Annotated in this window: 13 protein-coding genes, 2 tRNA genes and 3 rRNA genes; 6 read left to right on the forward strand and 12 right to left on the reverse strand. The window is 60.7% G+C overall.

Annotated elements, in window-relative coordinates; all coding sequences use genetic code 11:
- Positions 1 to 4: 4 nt before the first annotated feature.
- From SD196_RS13710 to SD196_RS13725, 4 genes are all read right to left on the reverse strand, one after another.
- A complete protein-coding gene (locus tag SD196_RS13710; RefSeq protein ID WP_331319960.1) occupies positions 5 to 1,102 on the reverse strand; it encodes an AI-2E family transporter in 1,098 nt (365 codons plus the stop codon).
- Between the two features lie 22 nt (positions 1,103 to 1,124).
- Positions 1,125 to 2,945 (reverse strand): monovalent cation:proton antiporter-2 (CPA2) family protein, encoded by a 1,821-nt coding sequence (locus tag SD196_RS13715; RefSeq protein WP_416311676.1) that lies wholly within the window; start codon positions 2,943 to 2,945, stop codon positions 1,125 to 1,127.
- Positions 2,946 to 3,047: 102 nt separating this feature from the next.
- Positions 3,048 to 3,722: a DUF3313 domain-containing protein gene (locus SD196_RS13720; protein WP_416311677.1), complete on the reverse strand. Its 675-nt coding sequence runs from the start codon at positions 3,720 to 3,722 to the stop codon at positions 3,048 to 3,050.
- Positions 3,723 to 4,099: 377 nt separating this feature from the next.
- Positions 4,100 to 4,861, reverse strand: coding sequence for a hypothetical protein (locus tag SD196_RS13725; RefSeq protein ID WP_275607102.1), 762 nt, complete (start codon positions 4,859 to 4,861; stop codon positions 4,100 to 4,102).
- 726 nt (positions 4,862 to 5,587) lie between these two features.
- Here SD196_RS13725 and SD196_RS13730 point away from each other — a divergent pair.
- The 5 genes from SD196_RS13730 to rrf all read left to right on the forward strand — a co-directional run bounded on the left by SD196_RS13730 (position 5,588) and on the right by rrf (position 10,738).
- Positions 5,588 to 7,123, forward strand: a 16S ribosomal RNA gene (locus SD196_RS13730).
- 64 nt (positions 7,124 to 7,187) lie between these two features.
- Positions 7,188 to 7,264: transfer RNA gene (locus tag SD196_RS13735), tRNA-Ile, on the forward strand.
- Between the two features lie 27 nt (positions 7,265 to 7,291).
- Positions 7,292 to 7,367 (forward strand) — tRNA-Ala (locus SD196_RS13740).
- 232 nt (positions 7,368 to 7,599) lie between these two features.
- Positions 7,600 to 10,491 (forward strand): 23S ribosomal RNA (locus SD196_RS13745).
- Between the two features lie 131 nt (positions 10,492 to 10,622).
- A 5S ribosomal RNA gene (rrf, locus tag SD196_RS13750) occupies positions 10,623 to 10,738 on the forward strand.
- The 16S, 23S and 5S rRNA genes sit together here with 2 tRNA genes alongside, the layout of an rRNA operon.
- Before the next feature lie 438 nt (positions 10,739 to 11,176).
- On the opposite strand, the gene SD196_RS13755 is transcribed toward rrf, so the two are convergent.
- The 4 genes from SD196_RS13755 to SD196_RS13770 all read right to left on the reverse strand — a co-directional run bounded on the left by SD196_RS13755 (position 11,177) and on the right by SD196_RS13770 (position 15,759).
- Positions 11,177 to 12,256, reverse strand: coding sequence for an ABC transporter ATP-binding protein (locus SD196_RS13755; protein ID WP_275607101.1), 1,080 nt, complete (start codon positions 12,254 to 12,256; stop codon positions 11,177 to 11,179).
- Complete coding sequence (locus SD196_RS13760) at positions 12,253 to 13,755, reverse strand: ABC transporter permease (protein WP_416311742.1); 1,503 nt, start codon at positions 13,753 to 13,755, stop codon at positions 12,253 to 12,255. Before SD196_RS13760 ends, SD196_RS13755 begins: the two co-directional genes overlap by 4 nt.
- A 117-nt stretch (positions 13,756 to 13,872) precedes the next feature.
- A complete protein-coding gene (locus tag SD196_RS13765) occupies positions 13,873 to 14,892 on the reverse strand; it encodes an iron ABC transporter substrate-binding protein (RefSeq protein ID WP_416311678.1) in 1,020 nt (339 codons plus the stop codon).
- Positions 14,893 to 15,093: 201 nt separating this feature from the next.
- Positions 15,094 to 15,759 (reverse strand): hypothetical protein, encoded by a 666-nt coding sequence (locus SD196_RS13770; protein ID WP_275607098.1) that lies wholly within the window; start codon positions 15,757 to 15,759, stop codon positions 15,094 to 15,096.
- Positions 15,760 to 16,055: 296 nt separating this feature from the next.
- Here SD196_RS13770 and SD196_RS13775 point away from each other — a divergent pair, with 296 nt between their 5' ends.
- Positions 16,056 to 17,984: an LTA synthase family protein gene (locus tag SD196_RS13775; RefSeq protein ID WP_416311679.1), complete on the forward strand. Its 1,929-nt coding sequence runs from the start codon at positions 16,056 to 16,058 to the stop codon at positions 17,982 to 17,984.
- A gap of 84 nt (positions 17,985 to 18,068) precedes the next feature.
- Here SD196_RS13775 and SD196_RS13780 read toward each other — a convergent pair whose 3' ends face one another.
- The 4 genes from SD196_RS13780 to SD196_RS13795 form a co-directional block, all read right to left on the reverse strand.
- Positions 18,069 to 19,067 carry an AraC family transcriptional regulator gene (locus SD196_RS13780; RefSeq protein WP_275607096.1) on the reverse strand — a complete coding sequence of 333 codons (999 nt, stop codon included), beginning with the start codon at positions 19,065 to 19,067 and terminating at the stop codon, positions 18,069 to 18,071.
- Positions 19,068 to 19,215: 148 nt separating this feature from the next.
- On the reverse strand, positions 19,216 to 21,234 hold the full coding sequence (locus SD196_RS13785; RefSeq protein WP_275607095.1) for an alkyl/aryl-sulfatase: 2,019 nt from the start codon (positions 21,232 to 21,234) through the stop codon (positions 19,216 to 19,218).
- Positions 21,235 to 21,385: 151 nt separating this feature from the next.
- Complete coding sequence (locus SD196_RS13790; RefSeq protein WP_416311680.1) at positions 21,386 to 22,057, reverse strand: DUF3313 domain-containing protein; 672 nt, start codon at positions 22,055 to 22,057, stop codon at positions 21,386 to 21,388.
- Between the two features lie 53 nt (positions 22,058 to 22,110).
- Positions 22,111 to 23,400, reverse strand: a complete 1,290-nt coding sequence (locus SD196_RS13795; RefSeq protein WP_275607093.1) for an OmpP1/FadL family transporter — start codon at positions 23,398 to 23,400, stop codon at positions 22,111 to 22,113.
- Between the last annotated feature and the right edge of the window lie 3 nt (positions 23,401 to 23,403).

Here is a 23,403-nt window from a genome sequence, read left to right on the forward strand (position 1 = left end):
TGGCTTATTCGGGCGACTCGGAGGCGCTTTCCGGTTCCTGCTGGTCGACCCATTGCCAGAACAGGTTGTAGGCCACGGCGAGGATCACCGGGCCGATGAACAGGCCGATGATACCCTTGACCACCATGCCGCCAAGGGCGCCGATCAGCACCACCGGCATCGGCACGTCGACACCGCGGCCCAGCAGCAGCGGCTTGAGCACGTTGTCGGCGAGACCGGCGACGAAGGAGTAGATGGCGAAGGTGATGGTCGCGGCAGTGAAGCCTTCGGTAGAGAAGACGTAGGCGATCACCGGGAGGGTGATCAGGGTCGCCGGCGCCTGGGCGATGCCCAGGATCAGGATGGCAATTGCCAGGATGCCCGCACCCGGCACGCCCTTGATCACGAAGCCGACACCAATCAGCAGCATCTGGATGAAGGCGATACCGATCACCCCCTGGGCGACCGCGCGGATGGTGGCGGTGCACAGGGTTGCGATGTGCTTGCCGCGTTCCACGTTGGAGACCCGTATGGCGATGCGTTGCGCCGCGCGTTCGCCGTTTTCACCGAAGGCCATGATGATGCCGGAGATGATGACCGCCGCGATGAATAGCAGGAAGGCGCCGCCGGCGCTGGCGGCGGCACCCAGCAGCACGCGACCGGTGCCCTTCAGGTAAGGCAGCAGGTGTTGCGCCACCTCGCTCAGGCCGCCGGATACCGACTGCCAGGCCGCGTACAGGCGCGGGCCGATCAGCGGCCATGTGGCCACTGACTCGGGCGGTGCAGGAATGCTCAGGGTGTCGCTCTTGAGCAGCGTCACCACGCTGTCCAGGGAGTCGCCGATGTTGATCGCCAGGAGGTAGATCGGCACCAGCAGCACCAGCAGGACGAACAGGACGATCAGGGTCGCCACGTGGCCGTCCTTCAGCCCGGTGCGCGCCTTGAGCCAACGCTGCAGCGGGTAAAGGGTGACCGCGAGGATCACCGACCAGATCATCAGTTCCTGGAAGGGCTGGAACACCTGGAAGGAGAAGATCACCAGGACGGCGATCAGCCCGGCCTTGATGAGGACGTCGAGCATCCCTCGCGACAGGGCGCTATCGAGCTTGAAACTGGGTTGCATGGTTTTCCTCCAGAGCGACCCTTCAGGTCGGACGGTCATCGCGCCGAGCGGCGCTTTCCAAGGGTTGATTCCGGGGCTGCGATGTCACACCGGCGACGGGATTGCTGTCGTCGCCGAAGCGACCATCCGGATCGTCGCTGCGGCCTTGCCGGTGCAAATCCAGCAGCCATTGCGCTTCCTGCTGTCGGTAGCGGCGCACCCACGCGGCGGCCTGTTCCTCGCTCACACCCAGCTCGATAAAGGCCCGGCGGCCCATTTCCAGGCTGGAATGGAAGGTCTCGCGCACCGGGTTGGCGCCCCGGTCGAGCAACTGCAGGACCTGCTGGCGGTTGTTCGCCCTGGCGATCACCCGGGTATGTGGATAGAGGCGGGCGAGGGCATCGACCGTATTCAGGTTGATCTCCGGATCGTCGGTGGCGACGATCACCAGCTCGGCCTCGCCGACCTTGGCGGCATGGAGGATTTCCGGGCGCGTCGGGTCGCCGTAGAAGACCGGCACGCCACCTTCCTTGCCCTGGCGGCGCAGCGCGTCCACCGAGGTGTCCAGGGCTACCACCGGCACGTCCTGGGCTTGCAGCAGTTTGGCGATCACACGCCCCATGCGGCCCATGCCGGCGATCACCACCCTGGGCTGGTCATCCACCTCCGGTGTTCCTTCCGGAGCCTCAGTCTCTGTCGTCTCGTCGCTCATCCGGCGCGCCAGGGCCATCATCACCAGCGGCACCACGGCCATCGACAGGGTGATGGCGAGCACCAGCACATCGTGCACCTGCTGCTCCAGCAGGCGGTGATCCAGTGCCAGCTTGAACACCACGAAGGCGAATTCGCCGCCCGATGCCAACACCACGCCCAGGCATATCGCGCCGGCACGGTTCAGGCCGCCAAAGAGGCGGCCCAGGCCGACCAGCAGCGGCAACTTGATGCCCACCAGCAGCAAGGTCACGCCCAGAACCAGCAGCGGCTGGCCGATCAGCAGGCGCAGGTCGGCAGTCATGCCCACGCCGACGAAGAACAGGCCGAGCAGCAGGCCCTTGAGCGGTTCGATCTGCGATTCCAGTTCATGGCGGAACTGCGACTCGGCCATCAGCATGCCGGCGAGGAAGGCGCCCAGCGCCATGGACACGCCGACGTGCTCCATGATCCAGGCAGTGCCCAGGACCACCAGCAGGGCGGTGGCGGTGGAGAGCTCGCGCAGTCCGGAGCCGACTGCCCAGGTGAATACCGGCCGCAGCAGGTAACGGCCGCCGATGATTACCACGCCGATCCCGACTGCTACCGCCAGCAGCGGCCGTATACCGGCATCCGGCGCGCTGTCCCCGGCGCCGCCCAGCAGCGGCACGATGGCGATCAGCGGAATGGCGGCGATGTCCTGGAACAACAGGATGCCCACGGCCGTGCGGCCATGGGGCTTGTTCAGTTCCTTGCGCTCGGCCAGCACCTGCAGGCCGAAGGCGGTGGACGACAACGCCAGGCCCACGCCCAGCACCAGGGCGGCGGCCGGTGACTGGCCGAACAGCAGATAGGCCAGCAGGCCAAGGACTACGGCAGTCACGCCAACCTGCAGGGAGCCGACCCCGAACAGCGAGCGGCGCATCATCCATAGCCGGCGCGGCGAAAGCTCCAGGCCGATGATGAAGAGCAGCATCACCACGCCCATTTCGGAGAGCTTGCCGACGTTCTGCGGATTGCTGATCAGACCCAGCACCGAGGGGCCGATCAGGATGCCGGCCAGCAGATAGCCCGGCACCGCACCAAGCTTCAGGCGCTGTGCCAGTGGCACCAGAACCACCACGGCCAGCAGGAAAATCACCGTCGCCTGCAACAGGCTTCCATCATGTGGCATTCATCAGCTCCCTTGCGGCTCCTCGGGATTCGCTGCCCCGAGTGCCGATTCTGTTCTCAAGCCCGGTCGGAACGTCGTCCGGCCGGGTAATCCGAGTAACGCTCACTGCTGCGCGCGCAACTTGGTGTAAGACAGGCGCATGTCCTTGGCCCAGCCGTCGAGCACGCCTTTCACATCGTTGGCGGTCATGGCCTGCTTGTCGTTCTCCAGCGACTGTCCGGTGCCCTTGCGCACGACCTGGGCCACTTCCTTGCTGGTGCGGCCATCGAGGAAGTCGGCTTCGGTGGCGATCACCGTGTCCTGGTCGCGGATGCCGGTGGCGGTGCTCACCCCGGCGGCGATCAGGGCGATCGGGATGACTTCGTAGGCATGCAGGGATTGAGTATGGCTGCTCACCCCGGTGATGGCGGCGCGCACCACCAGCGAGTCGCTGGCAGGCTGGTTGACCACCGGCAGCACCTGGCCGAACTCGCGCTTGAGCACCTGGGTGTAGTAGGCGGAAATCTGGTCGAGGGTCTGCTGGGAGACCTTGTCGGTCGGCGCCGGTTTGGGGAAGTACTGCGTCGGTTCGATGTAGACGCTGGTGTAGCGGCTCAGATTCAGGTTCGGGTCGACCCAGGACATGACCTTGGCGCCGGAGGCGTTTTCCTGCTCGCTCAGGTGCGAGTAGTCATTCAGGAAGCCGGAATAGTCTTCGCTCGAGACCTTGTTGCTCGAGCAGCCGCCCAGCAGCAGCGGAAGGACGAACAGGGGAAGCAGTGCCGCGTGTTTCTTCATGTTTTCTCCAAATGTATGTGGCGATAGCGATGACGACGGGGCCGCAAGCGTTCCTCGACCTGCTGAAAGCCGCAGGTTGTCGGCCTCGCTGCGCCTGCCCAGCTCCACGCACTCGCTGCGGGAGTCCCTTGCAAGGGACCCGCGGCAGAAGCGGCAGATGATGTTCAGGCGTGAGGCACGTGTCGTTGGAATGCGCCACAAATCAATGACGTAGGGTGAGTATGGGTGATCCGTGGCAATTTGCCGGCCGGCAAGCTTAGGGGAGATAAGCCTGCCTCGTAATGCAACGTCAAGAGATTCAAAGGTTTACGAGGCCTGGGCGTTGCTGGTTCGGTCCGTGGGTCCTGGCTGCGGCAGGTCGCGGCGGAGCGTCTGGATCAGATCTTCCAGATGGGGCCGTATGAGCCGAAGCAGGCATTCGACAGGGCTTCAGGCCGGACGCCGTGGGTTTCGACGGCGCCCCATTCATTGATTTCCAGGGTCAATTGGGGGGTGAGCTCCTTTCCATTCTTCAGACGAACGCTGTCGAAGACCTGGATGTTCCTCCCCCTGTTGACCACGCTGGTTTCCATCCAGGCATCGGGCGTGTTTGCTTCATTCAGTCGCGCGAGCAGAGCGTTGTACAGCGGGAGGTAGCGGCCGTCCGGGGCCCGGCAGTCGATGTTGATCTTCTTGATGATCGTCTCCGCCGTGGGCGAGCTGAAATAGATTCGCTGCCCGAAATCGCGCTGCAAGCGGTCGACGTATGTCGAGCTTTGCCCAAGGGGGGCGGTTTTCACTGGCATCGATGTGGCGGCTACGAGTGGAATCGATTCCGGCCTTCTGGAAAGGTCCTTCTGGCAGGCTTCCCTGCTTTTATAGAACGAGTGGGAGACCACCTCTCCGGTGGGCTTGTAGGTTGCCGAGGCAATCAGGACTGCACCATTGCCCATGAGCTTCTCCGTCTTCTGCCCATAGTCCCCGCCATTGCCCCAGACGCCATTCGGCAAGCCGGTTGCCCATTCGTAGCAGAACGGCGGCGAGGTATCCCGGCGCAGTTCATAAACACGGCCTTGCAGGAATGTCTGAGGGCTTTCGGCAAAGGCGAGGAGTGAAGTCGCTGACAAGCAGGAGGCGATGAGCAGTTGAATCCGATTCACACAGGGTCTCCTAGTAGACCATCCGGCCCAGGGAGCGGGTGGGCGCCGCCATCATGATAGCTCGGCGGGCCATACAAGCTGCTCGAAGTTCGTGCCGTTCACTTGGGGCAATTTCCGTGGTGTCTTCATTCATTGGTTATCTGCTCTTCTATATATAGAGAACGGCAGGCAGGTATTTGTCATCTTTCTGCAAAAAGTCGTTGACGGGTCTTTTTAAGTCCCTATAATGCGCACCACTCCCAGCGACGAAGCGCTGAAAGAGCTTGAAAATCAAGCACTTACAAAGATTCGAAGCTGAGAGTGGTGGTCCGGCAGGTGAATCACTTGCCACTGTTCATTCGCTGCTCCGGCAGTGAGTCGAAAAGAAGATCATCGAGGTGCTTGACAGTGAGTTTGATCACTGTAGAATGCGCCTCCCGCTGGTGAGAAGGTTTCCTTCTCCGAAGCGCAAGCGGTTGAGTAGAAAAGAAAATTTTCGAAAACAACGCTTGACAAGATGAGGTGCTGCTGTAGAATGCGCGCCTCGGTTGAGACGAAAGCCTTGACCAACTGCTCTTTAACAAGTCGAATCAAGCAATTCGTGTGGGTGCTTGTGATGTAAGACTGATGATCGACTGATTATCAGCAACGCAAGTAACACTCGTGAATTCGAGAGTTTTAGCTCTTTAAATAGAGCGTGCGATTGCTGAGCCAAGTTTAGGGTTTTCGCAAAACCCAAGCAGTATTGAACTGAAGAGTTTGATCATGGCTCAGATTGAACGCTGGCGGCAGGCCTAACACATGCAAGTCGAGCGGATGAGTGGAGCTTGCTCCATGATTCAGCGGCGGACGGGTGAGTAATGCCTAGGAATCTGCCTGGTAGTGGGGGACAACGTTTCGAAAGGAACGCTAATACCGCATACGTCCTACGGGAGAAAGCAGGGGACCTTCGGGCCTTGCGCTATCAGATGAGCCTAGGTCGGATTAGCTAGTTGGTGGGGTAAAGGCCTACCAAGGCGACGATCCGTAACTGGTCTGAGAGGATGATCAGTCACACTGGAACTGAGACACGGTCCAGACTCCTACGGGAGGCAGCAGTGGGGAATATTGGACAATGGGCGAAAGCCTGATCCAGCCATGCCGCGTGTGTGAAGAAGGTCTTCGGATTGTAAAGCACTTTAAGTTGGGAGGAAGGGCAGTAAGTTAATACCTTGCTGTTTTGACGTTACCAACAGAATAAGCACCGGCTAACTTCGTGCCAGCAGCCGCGGTAATACGAAGGGTGCAAGCGTTAATCGGAATTACTGGGCGTAAAGCGCGCGTAGGTGGTTTGGTAAGATGGATGTGAAATCCCCGGGCTCAACCTGGGAACTGCATCCATAACTGCCTGACTAGAGTACGGTAGAGGGTGGTGGAATTTCCTGTGTAGCGGTGAAATGCGTAGATATAGGAAGGAACACCAGTGGCGAAGGCGACCACCTGGACTGATACTGACACTGAGGTGCGAAAGCGTGGGGAGCAAACAGGATTAGATACCCTGGTAGTCCACGCCGTAAACGATGTCGACTAGCCGTTGGAATCCTTGAGATTTTAGTGGCGCAGCTAACGCGATAAGTCGACCGCCTGGGGAGTACGGCCGCAAGGTTAAAACTCAAATGAATTGACGGGGGCCCGCACAAGCGGTGGAGCATGTGGTTTAATTCGAAGCAACGCGAAGAACCTTACCTGGCCTTGACATGTCCGGAACCTTGCAGAGATGCGAGGGTGCCTTCGGGAATCGGAACACAGGTGCTGCATGGCTGTCGTCAGCTCGTGTCGTGAGATGTTGGGTTAAGTCCCGTAACGAGCGCAACCCTTGTCCTTAGTTACCAGCACCTCGGGTGGGCACTCTAAGGAGACTGCCGGTGACAAACCGGAGGAAGGTGGGGATGACGTCAAGTCATCATGGCCCTTACGGCCAGGGCTACACACGTGCTACAATGGTCGGTACAGAGGGTTGCCAAGCCGCGAGGTGGAGCTAATCCCACAAAACCGATCGTAGTCCGGATCGCAGTCTGCAACTCGACTGCGTGAAGTCGGAATCGCTAGTAATCGTGAATCAGAATGTCACGGTGAATACGTTCCCGGGCCTTGTACACACCGCCCGTCACACCATGGGAGTGGGTTGCTCCAGAAGTAGCTAGTCTAACCGCAAGGGGGACGGTTACCACGGAGTGATTCATGACTGGGGTGAAGTCGTAACAAGGTAGCCGTAGGGGAACCTGCGGCTGGATCACCTCCTTAATCGAAGATCGCAGCTTCTTCATAAGCTCCCACACGAATTGCTTGATTCACTGGTTAGACGATTGGGTCTGTAGCTCAGTTGGTTAGAGCGCACCCCTGATAAGGGTGAGGTCGGCAGTTCGAATCTGCCCAGACCCACCAATTGTTGTGGTGTGCTGCTGATCCGATGGGGCCATAGCTCAGCTGGGAGAGCGCCTGCTTTGCACGCAGGAGGTCAGGAGTTCGATCCTCCTTGGCTCCACCATCTCTAAATCGTCGAAAGCTCAGACAGGAATGTTCGGTGTAACGAACCTTGCTGTCTGGACTTTGTGCCAGAACTGTTCTTTAAAAATTTGGGTATGTGATAGAAGTAGACTGAATAATCTCTTTCACTGGTGATTATTCAAGTCAAGGTAAAATTTGCGAGTTCAAGCGCGAATTTTCGGCGAATGTCGTCTTCACGTTCGAGACAATAACCAGATTGCTTGGGGTTATATGGTCAAGTGAAGAAGCGCATACGGTGGATGCCTTGGCAGTCAGAGGCGATGAAAGACGTGGTAGCCTGCGATAAGCTTCGGGGAGTCGGCAAACAGACTTTGATCCGGAGATCTCTGAATGGGGGAACCCACCTAGGATAACCTAGGTATCTTGTACTGAATCCATAGGTGCAAGAGGCGAACCAGGGGAACTGAAACATCTAAGTACCCTGAGGAAAAGAAATCAACCGAGATTCCCTTAGTAGTGGCGAGCGAACGGGGACTAGCCCTTAAGCTTCTTTGAATCTAACAGAACGCTCTGGAAAGTGCGGCCATAGTGGGTGATAGCCCCGTATGTGAAAGGTTCTTTGAAGTGAAATCGAGTAGGACGGAGCACGAGAAACTTTGTCTGAATATGGGGGGACCATCCTCCAAGGCTAAATACTACTGACTGACCGATAGTGAACCAGTACCGTGAGGGAAAGGCGAAAAGAACCCCGGAGAGGGGAGTGAAATAGAACCTGAAACCGTATGCGTACAAGCAGTGGGAGCCTACTTTGTTAGGTGACTGCGTACCTTTTGTATAATGGGTCAGCGACTTATATTCAGTGGCGAGCTTAACCGTATAGGGAAGGCGTAGCGAAAGCGAGTCTTAATAGGGCGATTTAGTCGCTGGGTATAGACCCGAAACCGGGCGATCTATCCATGAGCAGGTTGAAGGTTAGGTAACACTGACTGGAGGACCGAACCCACTCCCGTTGAAAAGGTAGGGGATGACTTGTGGATCGGAGTGAAAGGCTAATCAAGCTCGGAGATAGCTGGTTCTCCTCGAAAGCTATTTAGGTAGCGCCTCACGTATCACTCCAGGGGGTAGAGCACTGTTTCGGCTAGGGGGTCATCCCGACTTACCAAACCGATGCAAACTCCGAATACCTGGAAGTGTCAGCGTGGGAGACACACGGCGGGTGCTAACGTCCGTCGTGAAAAGGGAAACAACCCAGACCGTCAGCTAAGGTCCCAAAGTTGTGGTTAAGTGGTAAACGATGTGGGAAGGCTTAGACAGCTAGGAGGTTGGCTTAGAAGCAGCCACCCTTTAAAGAAAGCGTAATAGCTCACTAGTCGAGTCGGCCTGCGCGGAAGATGTAACGGGGCTCAAACCACACACCGAAGCTACGGGTGCATCGCAAGATGCGCGGTAGAGGAGCGTTCTGTAAGCCTGTGAAGGTGAGTTGAGAAGCTTGCTGGAGGTATCAGAAGTGCGAATGCTGACATGAGTAACGACAATGGGTGTGAAAAACATCCACGCCGAAAGACCAAGGGTTCCTGCGCAACGTTAATCGACGCAGGGTTAGTCGGTCCCTAAGGCGAGGCTGAAGAGCGTAGTCGATGGGAAACAGGTTAATATTCCTGTACTTCTAGTTACTGCGATGGAGGGACGGAGAAGGCTAGGCCAGCTTGGCGTTGGTTGTCCAAGTTTAAGGTGGTAGGCCGAACACTTAGGCAAATCCGGGTGTTCAAGGCCGAGAGCTGATGACGAGTCGTCTTTTAGATGATGAAGTGGTTGATGCCATGCTTCCAGGAAAAGCTTCTAAGCTTCAGGTAACTAGGAACCGTACCCCAAACCGACACAGGTGGTCGGGTAGAGAATACCAAGGCGCTTGAGAGAACTCGGGTGAAGGAACTAGGCAAAATGGCACCGTAACTTCGGGAGAAGGTGCGCCGATGAGGGTGAAGCATTTACTGCGTAAGCCCATGTCGGTCGAAGATACCAGGCCGCTGCGACTGTTTATTAAAAACACAGCACTCTGCAAACACGAAAGTGGACGTATAGGGTGTGACGCCTGCCCGGTGCCGGAAGGTTAATTGATGGGGTTAGCGAAAGCGAAGCTCTTGATCGAAGCCCCGGTAAACGGCGGCCGTAACTATAACGGTCCTAAGGTAGCGAAATTCCTTGTCGGGTAAGTTCCGACCTGCACGAATGGCGTAACGATGGCGGCGCTGTCTCCACCCGAGACTCAGTGAAATTGAAATCGCTGTGAAGATGCAGTGTATCCGCGGCTAGACGGAAAGACCCCGTGAACCTTTACTGTAGCTTTGCACTGGACTTTGAGCCTGCTTGTGTAGGATAGGTGGGAGGCTTTGAAGCGTGGACGCCAGTCTGCGTGGAGCCAACCTTGAAATACCACCCTGGCATGCTTGAGGTTCTAACTCTGGTCCGTCATCCGGATCGAGGACAGTGTATGGTGGGCAGTTTGACTGGGGCGGTCTCCTCCTAAAGAGTAACGGAGGAGTACGAAGGTGCGCTCAGACCGGTCGGAAATCGGTCGCAGAGTATAAAGGCAAAAGCGCGCTTGACTGCGAGACAGACACGTCGAGCAGGTACGAAAGTAGGTCTTAGTGATCCGGTGGTTCTGTATGGAAGGGCCATCGCTCAACGGATAAAAGGTACTCCGGGGATAACAGGCTGATACCGCCCAAGAGTTCATATCGACGGCGGTGTTTGGCACCTCGATGTCGGCTCATCACATCCTGGGGCTGAAGCCGGTCCCAAGGGTATGGCTGTTCGCCATTTAAAGTGGTACGCGAGCTGGGTTTAGAACGTCGTGAGACAGTTCGGTCCCTATCTGCCGTGGACGTTTGAGATTTGAGAGGGGCTGCTCCTAGTACGAGAGGACCGGAGTGGACGAACCTCTGGTGTTCCGGTTGTCACGCCAGTGGCATTGCCGGGTAGCTATGTTCGGAATAGATAACCGCTGAAAGCATCTAAGCGGGAAACTAGCCTCAAGATGAGATCTCACTGGGAACTTGATTCCCCTGAAGGGCCGTCGAAGACTACGACGTTGATAGGTCGGGTGTGTAAGCGCTGTGAGGCGTTGAGCTAACCGATACTAATTGCCCGTGAGGCTTGACCATATAACACCCAAACAATTTGTGTGTTCGATGGTGAAGTCGACGAACCGAAAGTTCGTGTGAACCGCAAATGACTGTCACATACCCGAATCTGGATGAGCGTGTGCGAATGCCACGAGCGTCCTAAAGAATTGCTTGACGACCATAGAGCGTTGGAACCACCTGATCCCATCCCGAACTCAGCAGTGAAACGACGCATCGCCGATGGTAGTGTGGGGTTTCCCCATGTGAGAGTAGGTCATCGTCAAGCTCCTATCCCAAAGCCCCTGGTTAGCGAAAGCTGGCCGGGGGCTTTGCTTTTGCGCGCGGGAAAGTTGGGCTGGGTGCGGGGGGCCTCCAACCCAACCCGAACCCGTAGTGCGTGTTGAGACGGCGGCCATCGCGGACGGGGTCCGCTCCTGCGGGTGCAATGTCCAGATCGGAGCGCATGCGACGCTGCGTGCTGTGGCGTCATTTCATCGATTATGACGGTGTGGCTGCCTGCTAAGGCTCGCGAGCAAGCTCGCTTCTACAAGGGATCGGCGGGCCTGATCCGTTCCTTCACGTACAGGCGCAGGGTAACTCTTCCGACGGGTATCTCGTAGGTGTAGAGGAACGGCGTTTGCCTGAGAGGCGAGGGAAACGTAAATTCGCGATCGTTCAGACGGCATGGCATCACCATCGGAGTGGTGATGCCATGCGTCGATGGCTATCGGGCGGGGAACAGGTGGGCGCCGCCGCTGACGCCAATATGCACGCGAGTCCCGATGTCGGGACAGTCCATCGCCGGTACCCTGACGTGAATCGACAGGGCAGGTGAGCTGCCGGGGGATTCTTCTTGCGGCGCTTCAAGCTGAACCATGACCGAACACTTGTCGCCGCCGAAGTCGCTGCTCAGCACCGTACCAAAGCAGCCGTCCGCGCCGTGGGCAAGCCTCTCGCCGTGTCGCAGGTGAATCTGCTCGGGACGCAGCATTATCTGCGCGAATCCGTTGGCTTTCGGGCTGTCGACCCGGATCCTGCCGAGCGGGGACTGTGCCCAGCCATTCTGGACATCGGCGGAAAACACCAAGGCGTCTCCCAGGAAGGTGGCTGTGTCTTCGTCGACCGGTCGGAAGTACAGCGCCTTGGGGGCGCCTGCCTGGATCAGGCGCCCCTGGCGGATAACCGCGAGTTGATGGCCGAACGAGAGCGCCTCTTCCTGATCATGCGTGACCAGGATCGCGGTGACGCCGGCATCGCCCAGGACCTGGGTGACTGCCTTGCGCATGGAGGCGCGCAGGCCGCTGTCCAGGGCGGAGAAGGGTTCGTCGAGCAGCATCAGCCTGGGGCTTTGCGCCAGGGCCCTGGCCAGCGCCACTCGCTGTTGCTGTCCACCTGAGAGTTCGTGGGGCCAACGCTGCGCCATATCGCTGTTCAGGGATACCATCTCCAGCAACTCGTCGATGCGCTGCGAGCGGGTAGCCATGTTCCTGGGCAGTCCGAAGCCGATGTTCTCGGCCACCGAGAGGTGCGGGAACAGCGCGCCATCCTGCGGCACATAGCCGATGAGACGGCGATGTGCAGGAATGAAGGTGGTCGCGTCCGCCAGCGTCGTATCGCCGAGGGTGATGGTGCCCTGGTCGGGGACTTCGAATCCGGCGATCAGGCGCAGCAGGGTGGTCTTGCCGGAGCCGGAGGGACCGACGATTGCTGCCCGGCCGCCCGCCGGTACCGACAAACTGAAGTCTTCGATCGCTGTGAATGCGCCGAAGAACCGAGAGACGGACTTGAGTTCAAGAGGGCTCATCGGCCTGCTACTCGCTTGGATTGTTGGTAAAGAAGCCCGGTCAGCGGAACGGACAGCAGGATCATCATCAGTGCGTACGGCGCCGCGGCGACGTAGTCGATCTCGCTGGTCTTCGCCCAGAAGGCCGTGGCCAGGGTTGCGGTGCCGCTGGGTGACAGCAGCAGCGTGGCGGTGAGCTCGTTGACGATCGCCAGGAACACCAGGGCGACGCCCGCCGCAGCGCCGGGTGCGGCAAAGCGGATGGTGACACCCCAGATGGCCTGCATCGGGGAGCGGCCCAGGCTGCGGGCGATGTTCTCAAGCTCCACGGGCGCCTGGGAGAGCCCGGCGCGGAGGCTGACCAGCGCGCGGGGCAGGAACATCAGCACGTAGGCCAGCAGCACGGTGAATACGGTCTGGTACAGCGGCTGGGCGAACTTGATCGTCAGGCTGACCAGCGCCAGCGCGACAACGATTCCCGGTAGCGAGCTGGCCACGTAGTTGCTGCCTTCGAGCAGGCGCTGGAGCTTGCTCGGCGCGCGCACGGAAATCCAGGCGATCGGCACCGCGGCGATGGTCGTGAGCAACGCTCCTGCCGCGCCGAGCAGCACCGTCTGCCCCAGGCAGACCAGGAGTTCCTCGGAGCGCCAGACCTCGATCCCGCCTGCGGCGAGCCAGCGCCCCAGAGTGACCAGTGGAACGCCGAGCGAAAGGGCGGTGAAGGCTGTGCACAGCAGCAGAGCGATGCCTGAGCAGGCTTTGCCCAGCGGGTACTGTCGGGGCGCTCGCGGGCTGCCGGCGCCGATGCGCGCGTAGCGGGCCGAGCCGCGGGTGCCCGATTCCAGGGTGAGCATCAGCAGGCAGGCCAGGGCCAGGACGCCGGCCAGCATGTTCGCGGCGGGGCCGCTGAAGGACGACTGGAACTGGTCGAAGATCGCCGTAGTGAAGGTGTCGAATCTGATCAGTGCGAAGAGGCCGTATTCCGCGAGCAGATGCAGGCCCACCAGCAGCGATCCGCCCCAGATGGCGACACGCAACTGCGGGAGGACGACACGCCGGAACACGGTGAAAGGCTGTTCTCCCAACGACTCGGCCACGTCTTCAAGGACTGGGTCCAGGCGTCGGAGAGCGGCTGCCGCCGGTAAATAGATGAAGGGGGAGTAGGCGATCACCGAGACCAGAACGGCCGGGAGCAGGCCGTGCAACGATGGCACGAGGCTGACCCAGGCGTAGCTGTGGACGAACGCCGGAATCGCCAGCGGGGCGACGACCAGCAGGGACCAGAGCCGCCGGCCGGGAAGCCGGGTTCGTTCGGTCAGCCAGGCCATCGCTACGCCATGGAGTACGCAAAGCGGGACGGTCAGTGCGATCAGCAGGAGCGTGTTGTACAGCAGCTCTGCGACCCGTGGCCGAAACACCAGCTTGGCGATGAGCGGAAAGCCGGCCTGAACGCCTGCGCTCGCAACGAAAACCAGCGGGAGTACCGCGAACGCCGATACCAAAAGCGCGACGGCCAGCATCCATTGCTGGCCGGAACCATTGCGCAGTCGGCGCCGAGTGCGCGCCACCGCTGCGGTTGTCGCCGCCCCCGTGGCGTTATCGGTACGGGCCCGTGGCCCGAACTGTTGGGCAGTCACTTACAGCAGGCCCGCCTGGGTCATCAGGTCCACGACCTTCTGGCTATCGAGCTTGGACACGTCGACGAGCGGAGCGTCCAGCTGATCCAGCGGGACGAGCTTCGGGTTCGACTGCGCGCCTTCACCCACGGCATATTCGTACGATTTGCCGTCGCGCAGGACGGCTTGGCCCTGCTTGCCGGTGATCCATTGCAGGAACGCCTGGGCCTCCTTGGGGTGCTTGCTGGACGCCAGGACGCCAGCGCCGGACAGGCTGGTGAAGGCGCCCGGGTCCTTGTGCTTGAAGTAGTGGAGTGCGGCGTTGTTGCTGTTCTCGCCGGTCTTGGCCTGATCGCCGACGTAGTAGTAGTGATAGATCACGCCACCATCGATCTGACCTGCGTTGACCGCCTTGAGCACGGCGTTGTTGCCCCGGTAGACCTTGGCTCCGGCCTTCATCGCCTCGAGCCATTCGAGGGTTGCAGCCTCGCCCTTCAGTTCCAGCAGAGCGCCGACGATGGCCTGGAAATCTGCGCCAGCAGGAGAAGCAGCCCAGCGGCCGATCCATTGCGGCTCGGCCAGGTCGAGGAGCGATTTGGGCAGGTCGGCTTCCTTCACCATGTTCTTGTTGTAGACGAAGACGGTGGAGCGAGCCGCGATGCCAACCCAGCGGCCGTTGGCTGGCCGGTAAGGCGCGGCAACCTGGGAAAGGGTGGCGGGTGCGACCGGGGCGAAAAGTCCGGCATGGTCGACGAGGACCATCGACGGGGAGTTTTCGGTCAGGAATACGTCGGCCGGGGACGCCTTGCCCTCCTGGACGATCTGGTTGCCCAGTTCGCTATCGTCGCCGTTGCGCAAGGTGACCTTGATGCCGGTTTCCTTGGTGAAGCCTTCGACCCAGGCCTTGGTCAGGGACTCGTGCTGGGCGTTGTAGACCACGATGCCGTCGCTGTCCGACGCGGCGAAGGATGGGCCCGCGCCCAGCAGTGCCGCTACTCCAACTGCTCCCAGGAAGACCCACGAGGCACCGCGTACTTTCATCAATCGTCACTCCGGATAGGTGATGTCACACGCCCGATCGAGGGCGTGGCAGGGTGAATGCGGGGATGATCGCTTGAAGGCTGTTAAAAAATTGTCATTCTCATTTGATAGGCGAGCGTTACACATGCGTGGATGCGCGCCGGGCAAGGCGTGAGGGGCAGGAGTGTGCGGGAGACTGCGCGGAAGCCTCGTTGGGATCAGCTACTTCCTGAGTATGTAAACGCGAATGCCATCCACGCCGGGCAGGAAGTTGTAGTGCTTGATCTGCGAGAAGCCGACGTGCTGAAACGCCTGCTCCAGGGCCTTGGCGCTGGTGGGGGGCTGAGTCGTGGCATGGGACTCGGAGTCCGACCCGCAGGGGCAGGGTTGCTCCACTTCTTTCGCCGAGCGCTGGCGGCCGACTCGGGCGAAAAGGATCACGGTGTCCCGGGTGATGGGGTGCAACTGACCCAGCAAGCCGATGGTGGCTGCGTTGCATTCCGTCGGAGGGACGTCGGAGATCAGGACGCAGTCGACCGAACCCGCCCCCAGTTCGGAGTAGTCCAGGGGCCCCGGCATGGCCTTGATGCGTTGCGCCATGGCATTGGGCAATTTCTGGTGGGTGGCGAGCAGGGACTCGGCGGCTGGGGAGGTCGCGACGATGATCCGGTTGCCGTGCTCCAGCAGCACGGGCCAGAAGGTGCCTGGTGATTGCGAGACATCGAGCATGAGTATCGGCTCTTCCGCAACGCGCAGGGCCAGCCGAAGCAGGCGTTTCTTCCGCCACTCGGCAATGCGGGTGCGTATGAAGGCACGCAGCGTGTTGTTGGCAACGCCATCGTTCTCGCGGTCTGTGGCAGAGGCAATCAGGCGTTGGGGTTCGTTCATGGGCGCGGGCTCGACAGATGCCGCCATTATCGAGTGGCGCGATCAAGGTCTCGTCAAGGGCATGTGAAAAAGTCGTGGTGACACCGGTCGGCAGGGCCAGACCTCAAGCGAGCGATGGCACCCGAGGGTTTGGCTGAATACCGGATATCACGGCGAACCGTGACCGCTCCTGGCTCGCATCCTATTTGACAATTTCTTTTCCTTCCATGGCGTACAGTCTCGGCCACTTGCCGGTTTCGGCACATTAAAAGCGCTGGAGACCGCAAGGGCCTGCGCATAACGATAAGGAAGTACCCATGCAATTTCTCCGTTCGGCCCCGACGCGCTTCCTCGCGCTGATCGCCGTGTTGTGGCTGATCGTCTTCTTCCTGACACGTGTGGTTCTGATGGTGGGTCACCTGTCGGATCTGGGGGCGGCGCATGTGGCGGTCTTCGCCATTGGCCTGCTCTACGACCTGAGCTTCCTGATCTATGCGCTGCTACCTCTCGGAGTAGTGCTGCAGATGATGCCGGCACGACTCTGGCGCAAGGCGTCCTGGCGCTGGATTCTTGCTGCAGTGGTCTTCGCCAGCGTTTACCTGATGCTGTTCACGGCAGTGGCCGAGTGGTTGTTCTGGGATGAGTTCGGGGTTCGCTTCAACTTCATCGCCGTCGATTACCTGGTCTATTCCGATGAAGTCCTGAACAACATTCTCGAGTCCTATCCCATTGGCCTGCTCCTGAGCATCCTCGCCGCGGCTTCGCTGGTCGTGACCCTTGGACTGTTCAAGGCCTTGCGGGCTATCTGCGCCTCGGAAGTCCCGGCGTTCCGCCGTCGTCTCCTGGGTTGTGTGGGGCTTGTGCTGATGGCATTGCTCGCCGGGTTCCTGGTTGACCAGGACCGCCCGCGGACCCAGGGTGGCAACACCTACGCCCGCGAGCTGGAGAGCAACGGCCCGTATCAGTTCTTCGCCGCATTCCGCAACAACGAGCTGGACTATCCGCAGTTCTACGCGACGCTGCCCGCAGAGGAAGTGGCTCAGCAGATGCGCGCCGAACTGGCCGAGCCCAATGCGCGCTTCATCGGCACCGACCCGATGGATATCCGCAGGACCATTTCCAACGAGGGCGCGCCGAAGAAGCACAACATCGTTCTGGTGACGATCGAGAGCCTCAGCGCCAAGTACCTGGGCAGTAACGGCGACGGGCGAAACCTCACACCGAACCTGGATGAATTGCGCCGCAACAGCCTCTACTTCAACAATTTCTACGCCACCGGCACCCGCACCGACCGTGGCCTGGAAGCCATCACGCTGTCGATTCCGCCCACTCCGGGCCGCTCGATCGTCAAGCGCATTGGCCGCGAAAGCGGCTTCGGCAGCCTGGGCCAGCAGCTGAGCGCCATTGGTTACGACGCGGTCTTCCTGTACGGCGGCCGTGGTTATTTCGACAACATGAACGCCTTCTTCGGCGGTAACGGCTATCGAATCGTCGATCAGTCGAGCGTCCAGGAATCCGATATCCACTTCAAGAATGCCTGGGGCATGAGCGACGAGGACCTCTACGCGCAGGCCGTCAAGCTCGCGGACGAGGACTTCGCGAAGAACCAGCCGTTCCTGCTGCAGCTGATGACCACGTCCAACCACCGTCCTTATACCTACCCGGATGGCCGTATCGACATCCCTTCGGGCAATGGTCGTGACGGCGCGGTCAAGTACACCGACTACGCAATCGGCAAGTTCCTCCAGGCGGTGAAGGACAAGCCGTGGTTCGACAACACCATCTTCGTCTTCGTCGCCGACCACACTGCCGGCAGCGCGGGCAAGGAAGACCTGCCGGTTGCGAACTACCAGATCCCGCTGTTCATCTATGCGCCCAAGCTACTGCCCGCCGGGGAGCGCGGGGAGCTCGCGAGCCAGCTCGATCTCGCGCCGACCTTGCTGTCGATCCTGAACGTGAGCTACGCGTCGACCTTCTACGGTCGCAACCTCATGGCGGAAAACACGCTGCCGCCGCGTGTGGTGATCGGCAACTACCAGCACCTGGGACTCTTCGACGGCAAGGACCTCGCGATCCTCAGCCCGCGCGCAGCGCTGCGCCGTCACAACCAGGCCCTTGGCGCCAGTGAGGAGGTGTCTGCGAAAGCCGACGATCCCCTGGTGGAGCGAGCGATCAGCTACTACCAGTCGGCCAGCTTTGGGTTCACCCATCACCTGCTGGACTGGAAGCCGGTACAGGCACAGTAAGCCCCGAATCGGGCAGGGCGCCGCCGTTGAGGAGAGCCCTGTCCGATGCGGCCAGCACCTATCCGGTGTCGCCGGGATTGCCGCTCACAACGCCCTGAGCAGCCGCCGGTGTTCGAGCGGCGGCATGCCGAACCAGCGTTGATGAGCACGGCAGAACGAGGTGGCCCGCCGATAGCCCAATTCATGGGCTATCTGTCCGACGCTGAGATCGGACTGCCCCAGCAACTGCTCCGCTCGGCGCCGGCGGATTTCATCGACGTGTTCTTCGAAGTCGATACCATCGTTGGCCAGGCGTCGTTGCAGTGTCCGGGGATGCAGGTCGAGGATCTGCGCGATCTGCTCCAGGGTGCAGCGATACTTGGGCAGTAGCGCCTGAATGTGCCGGCCCACTTCGAAGCCGAGTTTTTCGTCGGGGTTGGCGTGGGCTTCGAGGTAGAACTTCACGATCGAATGCAGCATGGGATCATGCCGGACGCAGGGACGTTGCATGTCCCGCAGGCTGATCGCCAGCGCGTTATGGTCCTGGCCGAACAGCGCCGGGCAACCGAAGTAACGTTGATAGACCGAAGCCGGCGCCTGCGGCTGGTGACGCAGCAGCACTGCGGTCGGCTTGAGTGGCATGCCCAGCAGTTCGGTCATCAGCAGCCTGCCGTGCAGCAGGGATTTCTCCACGATCTGCGGGATTTCCTGGATGCAGGGCAGGGCATTGTCGAAGCAGAGCAGGGTGCTGTCGCCCCGGCGCTCCATATGGAAAATGATCGAGGGGCTGTAGACACGCATGTAGCGTACGGCCGCGATCAGGCCGTCACCGGCCGTCGGCGCGGTTTGCGCCAGGTGCTGGATCGGCCCGAGCAAGGTGGATTTCTGCCGGGTCGCCAGTTCCATTCCCAGCTCAGGCATCGCCAGGGCATGGGCGCTGCCTTCGAAAATCTGCACCAGGCTTCTGTAGGAGAACTTCTTCTCGTAGTCGCCGACGACATCCATGCCGATGCGATGGGGCGCGAGGTGCGTGCGCAACGACGCGCCACGTTCGGAAAGCAGTTCGCCAAATTGTAGAAAGGCCGTGCCGCGAATTGTGTCCATGATCTGTAGCTTCCTGCTTGACGCGTCCGGCGCTGGGGGCCGTGCGAGTCCCGGACTGCCCCATGACGCCAGTCCGTCGTGAAAAAAGGCAAACCACCGGCCAGGGCCGATGGTTTGCCAGCGATGCCTCCAGGCATCGGTAGGAGCGTCAGGGAGTGACGATGTTGAACCAGAAGTCGAAGTTATCCATGTAGCTCATCAGCTCCGTGAGCTTGTCCTGGTTGCCGTCGACTTTCAGCTCGCCCGAGGCCACCGCGTCCTTGAGGGTGGTCTGCTTGAGCATCAGCTTGTTCAAGGTGTCGCGGGTCAGCTTGAGCGTGGCGTCGGCGTCCTTGGATTGCAGACCTTCGGTGTGGTTCAGCACGCCGTTGCCCATCTCCAGCAGGTACTTCTTCTTCAGGTCGGTGAAGTCCAGGTTGAGGGCGATGTGCTTGTCCGCCACCTCCGGGCCTTTCAGACGCATGGCCAGGTAGTCGAAGAACAGGTCCAGGTCCATGGCCTTCACGGTGTCGGGGCTCGCGGTGTCCGGGGTCGGCAGCTTCTGCACGCCCTCGCGCAGCTCTTTCGCACCGGTGAGGTAGAAGTTGCGCCACGGGCCGCTTTCAGCCTGGTAGCCCAGTTGCTCCAGAGCGTCTGCCTGCAGGTTCTTCGCGGCCTGGTTGCTCGGGTCGGCGAACACCACGTGGTTCACCACTTCGGCCACCCAGCGGTAGTCGCCCTTGTCGTAGTACTCCTTGGCCTTCTTCAGCACGGCATCGGCGCCGCCCATCATGTCGACGTAACGCTTGCCTTCCTCGTCCGGCGGCAGCTCGTTGAGGGTGGCGGGGTTGCCGTTGAACCAGCCCAGGTACAGCACGTAGGTGGCCTTGACGTTGTGGTTGAGCGAGCCGTAGTAGCCACGGTTGGAGAATCGGGAGGCGATCGACTTGGGCAGTTTCACCTGCTCGGCGATCTCGGTCATGGTGAAGCCCTTGTTGGCCAGGCGCAGGGTCTCGTCGTTGATGTAGCGGTACATGTCGCGCTGCGACGACAGCTGCTCGCGGACTTCCTTGTTGCCCCAGACCGGCCAGTGGTGCATGGCGTACATCACCTGTACGTCGTCGCCCCACATCTTCAGCGCTTCGTTAAGGTACTTGGACCAGGGCAGCGGCTCGCGGATCTTCGCGCCACGCAGCGAATAGGTGTTGTGCAGGGTGTGGGTGGAGTCCTCGGCCGTGTTCAGGGCCTTCTTCTCCTTGATGTAATACATCATCTCGGCCGGCGCCTCGCTGCCCGGCGCGTAGAGGAACTCGTAGGTGAGGCCGTCGATCACCCGCTTCTCACCGGTCTTGCTGATGATGTCGGTCGGCGGAATGAGCGTCACGGTACCGGCGGAGGTGGTGGTACCCAGGCCGGCGCCCAGCTGGCCGGTCTCGCTCGGCGGCAGCAGGTTGCCGTACATGTAGCTGGCGCGGCGGCTCATCGCGGTGCCGGCCATCACGTTCTCGGCCACGGCGTGTTCGAGGAAGCCCAGCGGCGCGTAGATCTTGACCTTGCCGGCCTTGACGTCTTTCTCGTCCACCACGCCGCGAACGCCACCATAGTGGTCCACGTGGCTGTGGGTGTAGATCACCGCCACCACGGGCTTCTTCGGCCGATGCTTGTAATACAGCTCCAGCGCTGCCTTGGCGGTTTCGGAGGAAATCAGCGGGTCGAAGATGGTGATGCCGCTCTTGCCCTCGACGATGGTCATGTTCGACAGGTCGTAGTTGCGCACCTGGTAGATGCCGTCGGTGACCTGGAACAGACCGGAAATATTGATCAGCTGGGACTGCCGCCACAGGCTCGGGTTGGTGGTTGCCGGAGCTGCTTCACCTTCCTTGATGAAACCATACTTGGCCGGGTCCCAGATCATATTGCCGGACGGCCCCTTGATCGGCTCCTGAGGCAGCGGCGCGATGAAGCCCTTGTGCGCGAGTTCAAACGACGTCTTGTCGTTGAACGGCAGCTCCTGGAGCAATGCGTCGTTGGCAGCCTTGGTGGCATCCGATGCCGGCTTGGCTGCCTCGGCAGCCCAGGCCTGGGTGGTCATCGAGATGGCGGCGGCGAGGAGGAAGGACGTGCTGAACTTCCAAATGCCTGCTGCCTGGCTACCGGACTGGATCGAGGATCGAGCGGTTACTTTCATTTCAAGCTCCTTCTTGCTTCTTACGCTGTACCTTCCAGGTAACTGCCAGCGATATTTGAGGTGGTACTTCTTTGACTGGGGCACGTCTGGGCCCCGTCTGGGAATGCAGGAGCCCCCGGCCTGGGCCGGGAGCGGGTTCGTCAGTCCGGGGTCAACGGCGCTTCAGCGCCTGGAAGGACTTCAGCATGTCCGAGGCCCAGCCATCGAGCACGGCGCGGGCATCCTTGGCCTGCATGACCTGGGAGGAGTTTTCCAGCTCCGCGCCTGCGCCCTTGCGCACGACCTCGGCCACGACCTGGCCGCTGCCGCCGTCGAGGAAGGCCGCTTCGGTGGCGATGCTGGTGTCCTGGTCGCGAATACCGGTGGCAGTGCTGACTCCGGCCGCGATCAGGGCGATCGGGATCACTTCATAGGGCTGCAGCCCCTTGGTCGAGGCGCTGACGGCGGTGATCGCCGGGCGCACCACCAGCACGCCCGGGCCGGGGCCGGTGGCCAGCGGCAGGGCCTTGGAGAATTGGGTCTTCAGTGCCTGGTCGTAGTACTGGGTGATGCCCTGCAGGGTGCTCGCCGGGATCTTCTCGGTGGGCTGGGGCTGCGGGTAGAGCTGGCTGGGTTCGACATAGACGCTGGAGAAGCGGTTCACGTTCAAGTCCGGCTGGATCCAGCGCATGACCGGCGCACCGGTGGGCGACTTGTCTTCTTCAAGCGCGCTGTAGTCTTTCAGGAAACCCGAATACTTCTCGGGCTCAACGTACTTGCTGGCACACCCCGTGAGGGTCAGGGCCGTCAGGCAGAGCGGCAGCGCCAACAGTTTCCAGTTCATTACAACGTTCCTTGTGGAGGGTTTCGGTATTCAGTGGGGTCAAGAGGGAGCCGCTAGAAACGCCAGGTCGCACCACCGCCGATGATGTGCAGGGCCGCGTTCTTGTAGGTGCCCGACAGCGTGGTGCCCGAGCGCGACTTGGTCTGTTCGTCGTCCATGTCGCCCAGCCACACCAGGGTGTAGGCCAGGTGCAGGTCCAAGCCTTCGTCGACCTGGTAATTCATCCCGGTCGCCAGGCGCCAGTTTTCGGCCATGGGGTTGTCGACGGTGCGGTCCTTGTCGTCGACCGCCGAGCTGTCATAACCCAGCCCCATGTTCCAGCGCAGCCTCGGCGTGGCCTGGTATTGCGCGCCGACGGAAGCGTGCCAGGTATCCTTGTATTGACGGTCGACGGTGCGGTCGACACCCGCGGCGTTGGCGTCCACCTCCACGCCGATCTGCCCGAAGTCGCTCCAGTCCTGCCAGCCCAGGCTGCCGAGCAACTTCCACTGCGGGTCGAGCTGATGAGCCACGCTCAGCACCACGGTCTGCGGCACGTTCATGTCCAGTTCCAGCGAGTCGACATCAAGGCGGTTCAGGGCCGCGTTGATGATCGGATTGCTGACGTTGCGCACGTCCGGGCTGTCCTCGAACTCCAGCTTCACCTTGCTGGTGTAGGCGAGGCCGACCTGGGTGCGCTCATTGAGCTTGTAGAGCAGCCCGAGGTTGACCCCGACGCCAGTGTCCGTGTCCTTGTATTCCAGCTGGCCGTCGGGCCTGTCCACCAGGCCCAGCAGGTTGTTGTTGATGGCCATTTCGCTGCGGTAATAGCCGTAGAGGATGCGCGGGCCGATGCCGATGGACAGGTCGTCGGTGAACTTGTGCGCGATGGTGGGCTGGAAGGAGACGCCGATGATTGCGGTTTCCTGGCTGAAATAGCGGCCCGCCCAGTCATCGTCGTAGTCCAGCGCCAGGCCGAAGTTGCCGTACATGCCAAAGCCGATCGCCGAGCGCTCGTCGATCTGGTGGCTGATGAAGAAGCTGGCGCCGGGCAGCCACTGCAGGGCGTTGCCCCCTTCGTTGCCGCTGAACTGGTTGTTGTCATCACGGGAGAAACGGACGTCCCCCAGGATGACCTGTGCGTTGGCGCTGATCTGCGTACCGGAAAGCTCAGTGATACCCGCGGGATTGCTCATCAACACGCTGGGGTCGCTGGCCAGGGCGGCGGAGCCGGCGTTGGCCAGGCCGGCGCCTTCCTGTCCGGCTTCGTAGATCAGAATGCCGCCGGCAAACGCCTGTCCGGCAAACAGTCCACACAGAGACGCCAAACTGATCCGTGCGACATGGTTCCTGTTTCCCTTCATGAG

The sequence above is a fragment of the Pseudomonas macauensis genome (assembly GCF_047902425.1).
In the GTDB taxonomy this organism is placed as follows: domain Bacteria; phylum Pseudomonadota; class Gammaproteobacteria; order Pseudomonadales; family Pseudomonadaceae; genus Pseudomonas.

Coding starts and splice junctions, on each gene's coding strand:
- SD196_RS13770 (WP_275607098.1), bottom strand. CDS start 15,759: ATGAACGAACCCCAACGCCTGATTGCCTCTGCCACAGACCGCGAGAAC.
- SD196_RS13720 (WP_416311677.1), bottom strand. CDS start 3,722: ATGAAGAAACACGCGGCACTGCTTCCCCTGTTCGTCCTTCCGCTGCTG.
- SD196_RS13795 (WP_275607093.1), bottom strand. CDS start 23,400: ATGAAGGGAAACAGGAACCATGTCGCACGGATCAGTTTGGCGTCTCTG.
- SD196_RS13715 (WP_416311676.1), bottom strand. CDS start 2,945: ATGCCACATGATGGAAGCCTGTTGCAGGCGACGGTGATTTTCCTGCTG.
- SD196_RS13760 (WP_416311742.1), bottom strand. CDS start 13,755: ATGCTGGCCGTCGCGCTTTTGGTATCGGCGTTCGCGGTACTCCCGCTG.
- SD196_RS13710 (WP_331319960.1), bottom strand. CDS start 1,102: ATGCAACCCAGTTTCAAGCTCGATAGCGCCCTGTCGCGAGGGATGCTC.
- SD196_RS13785 (WP_275607095.1), bottom strand. CDS start 21,234: ATGAAAGTAACCGCTCGATCCTCGATCCAGTCCGGTAGCCAGGCAGCA.
- SD196_RS13755 (WP_275607101.1), bottom strand. CDS start 12,256: ATGAGCCCTCTTGAACTCAAGTCCGTCTCTCGGTTCTTCGGCGCATTC.
- SD196_RS13790 (WP_416311680.1), bottom strand. CDS start 22,057: ATGAACTGGAAACTGTTGGCGCTGCCGCTCTGCCTGACGGCCCTGACC.
- SD196_RS13775 (WP_416311679.1), top strand. CDS start 16,056: ATGCAATTTCTCCGTTCGGCCCCGACGCGCTTCCTCGCGCTGATCGCC.
- SD196_RS13780 (WP_275607096.1), bottom strand. CDS start 19,067: ATGGACACAATTCGCGGCACGGCCTTTCTACAATTTGGCGAACTGCTT.
- SD196_RS13765 (WP_416311678.1), bottom strand. CDS start 14,892: ATGAAAGTACGCGGTGCCTCGTGGGTCTTCCTGGGAGCAGTTGGAGTA.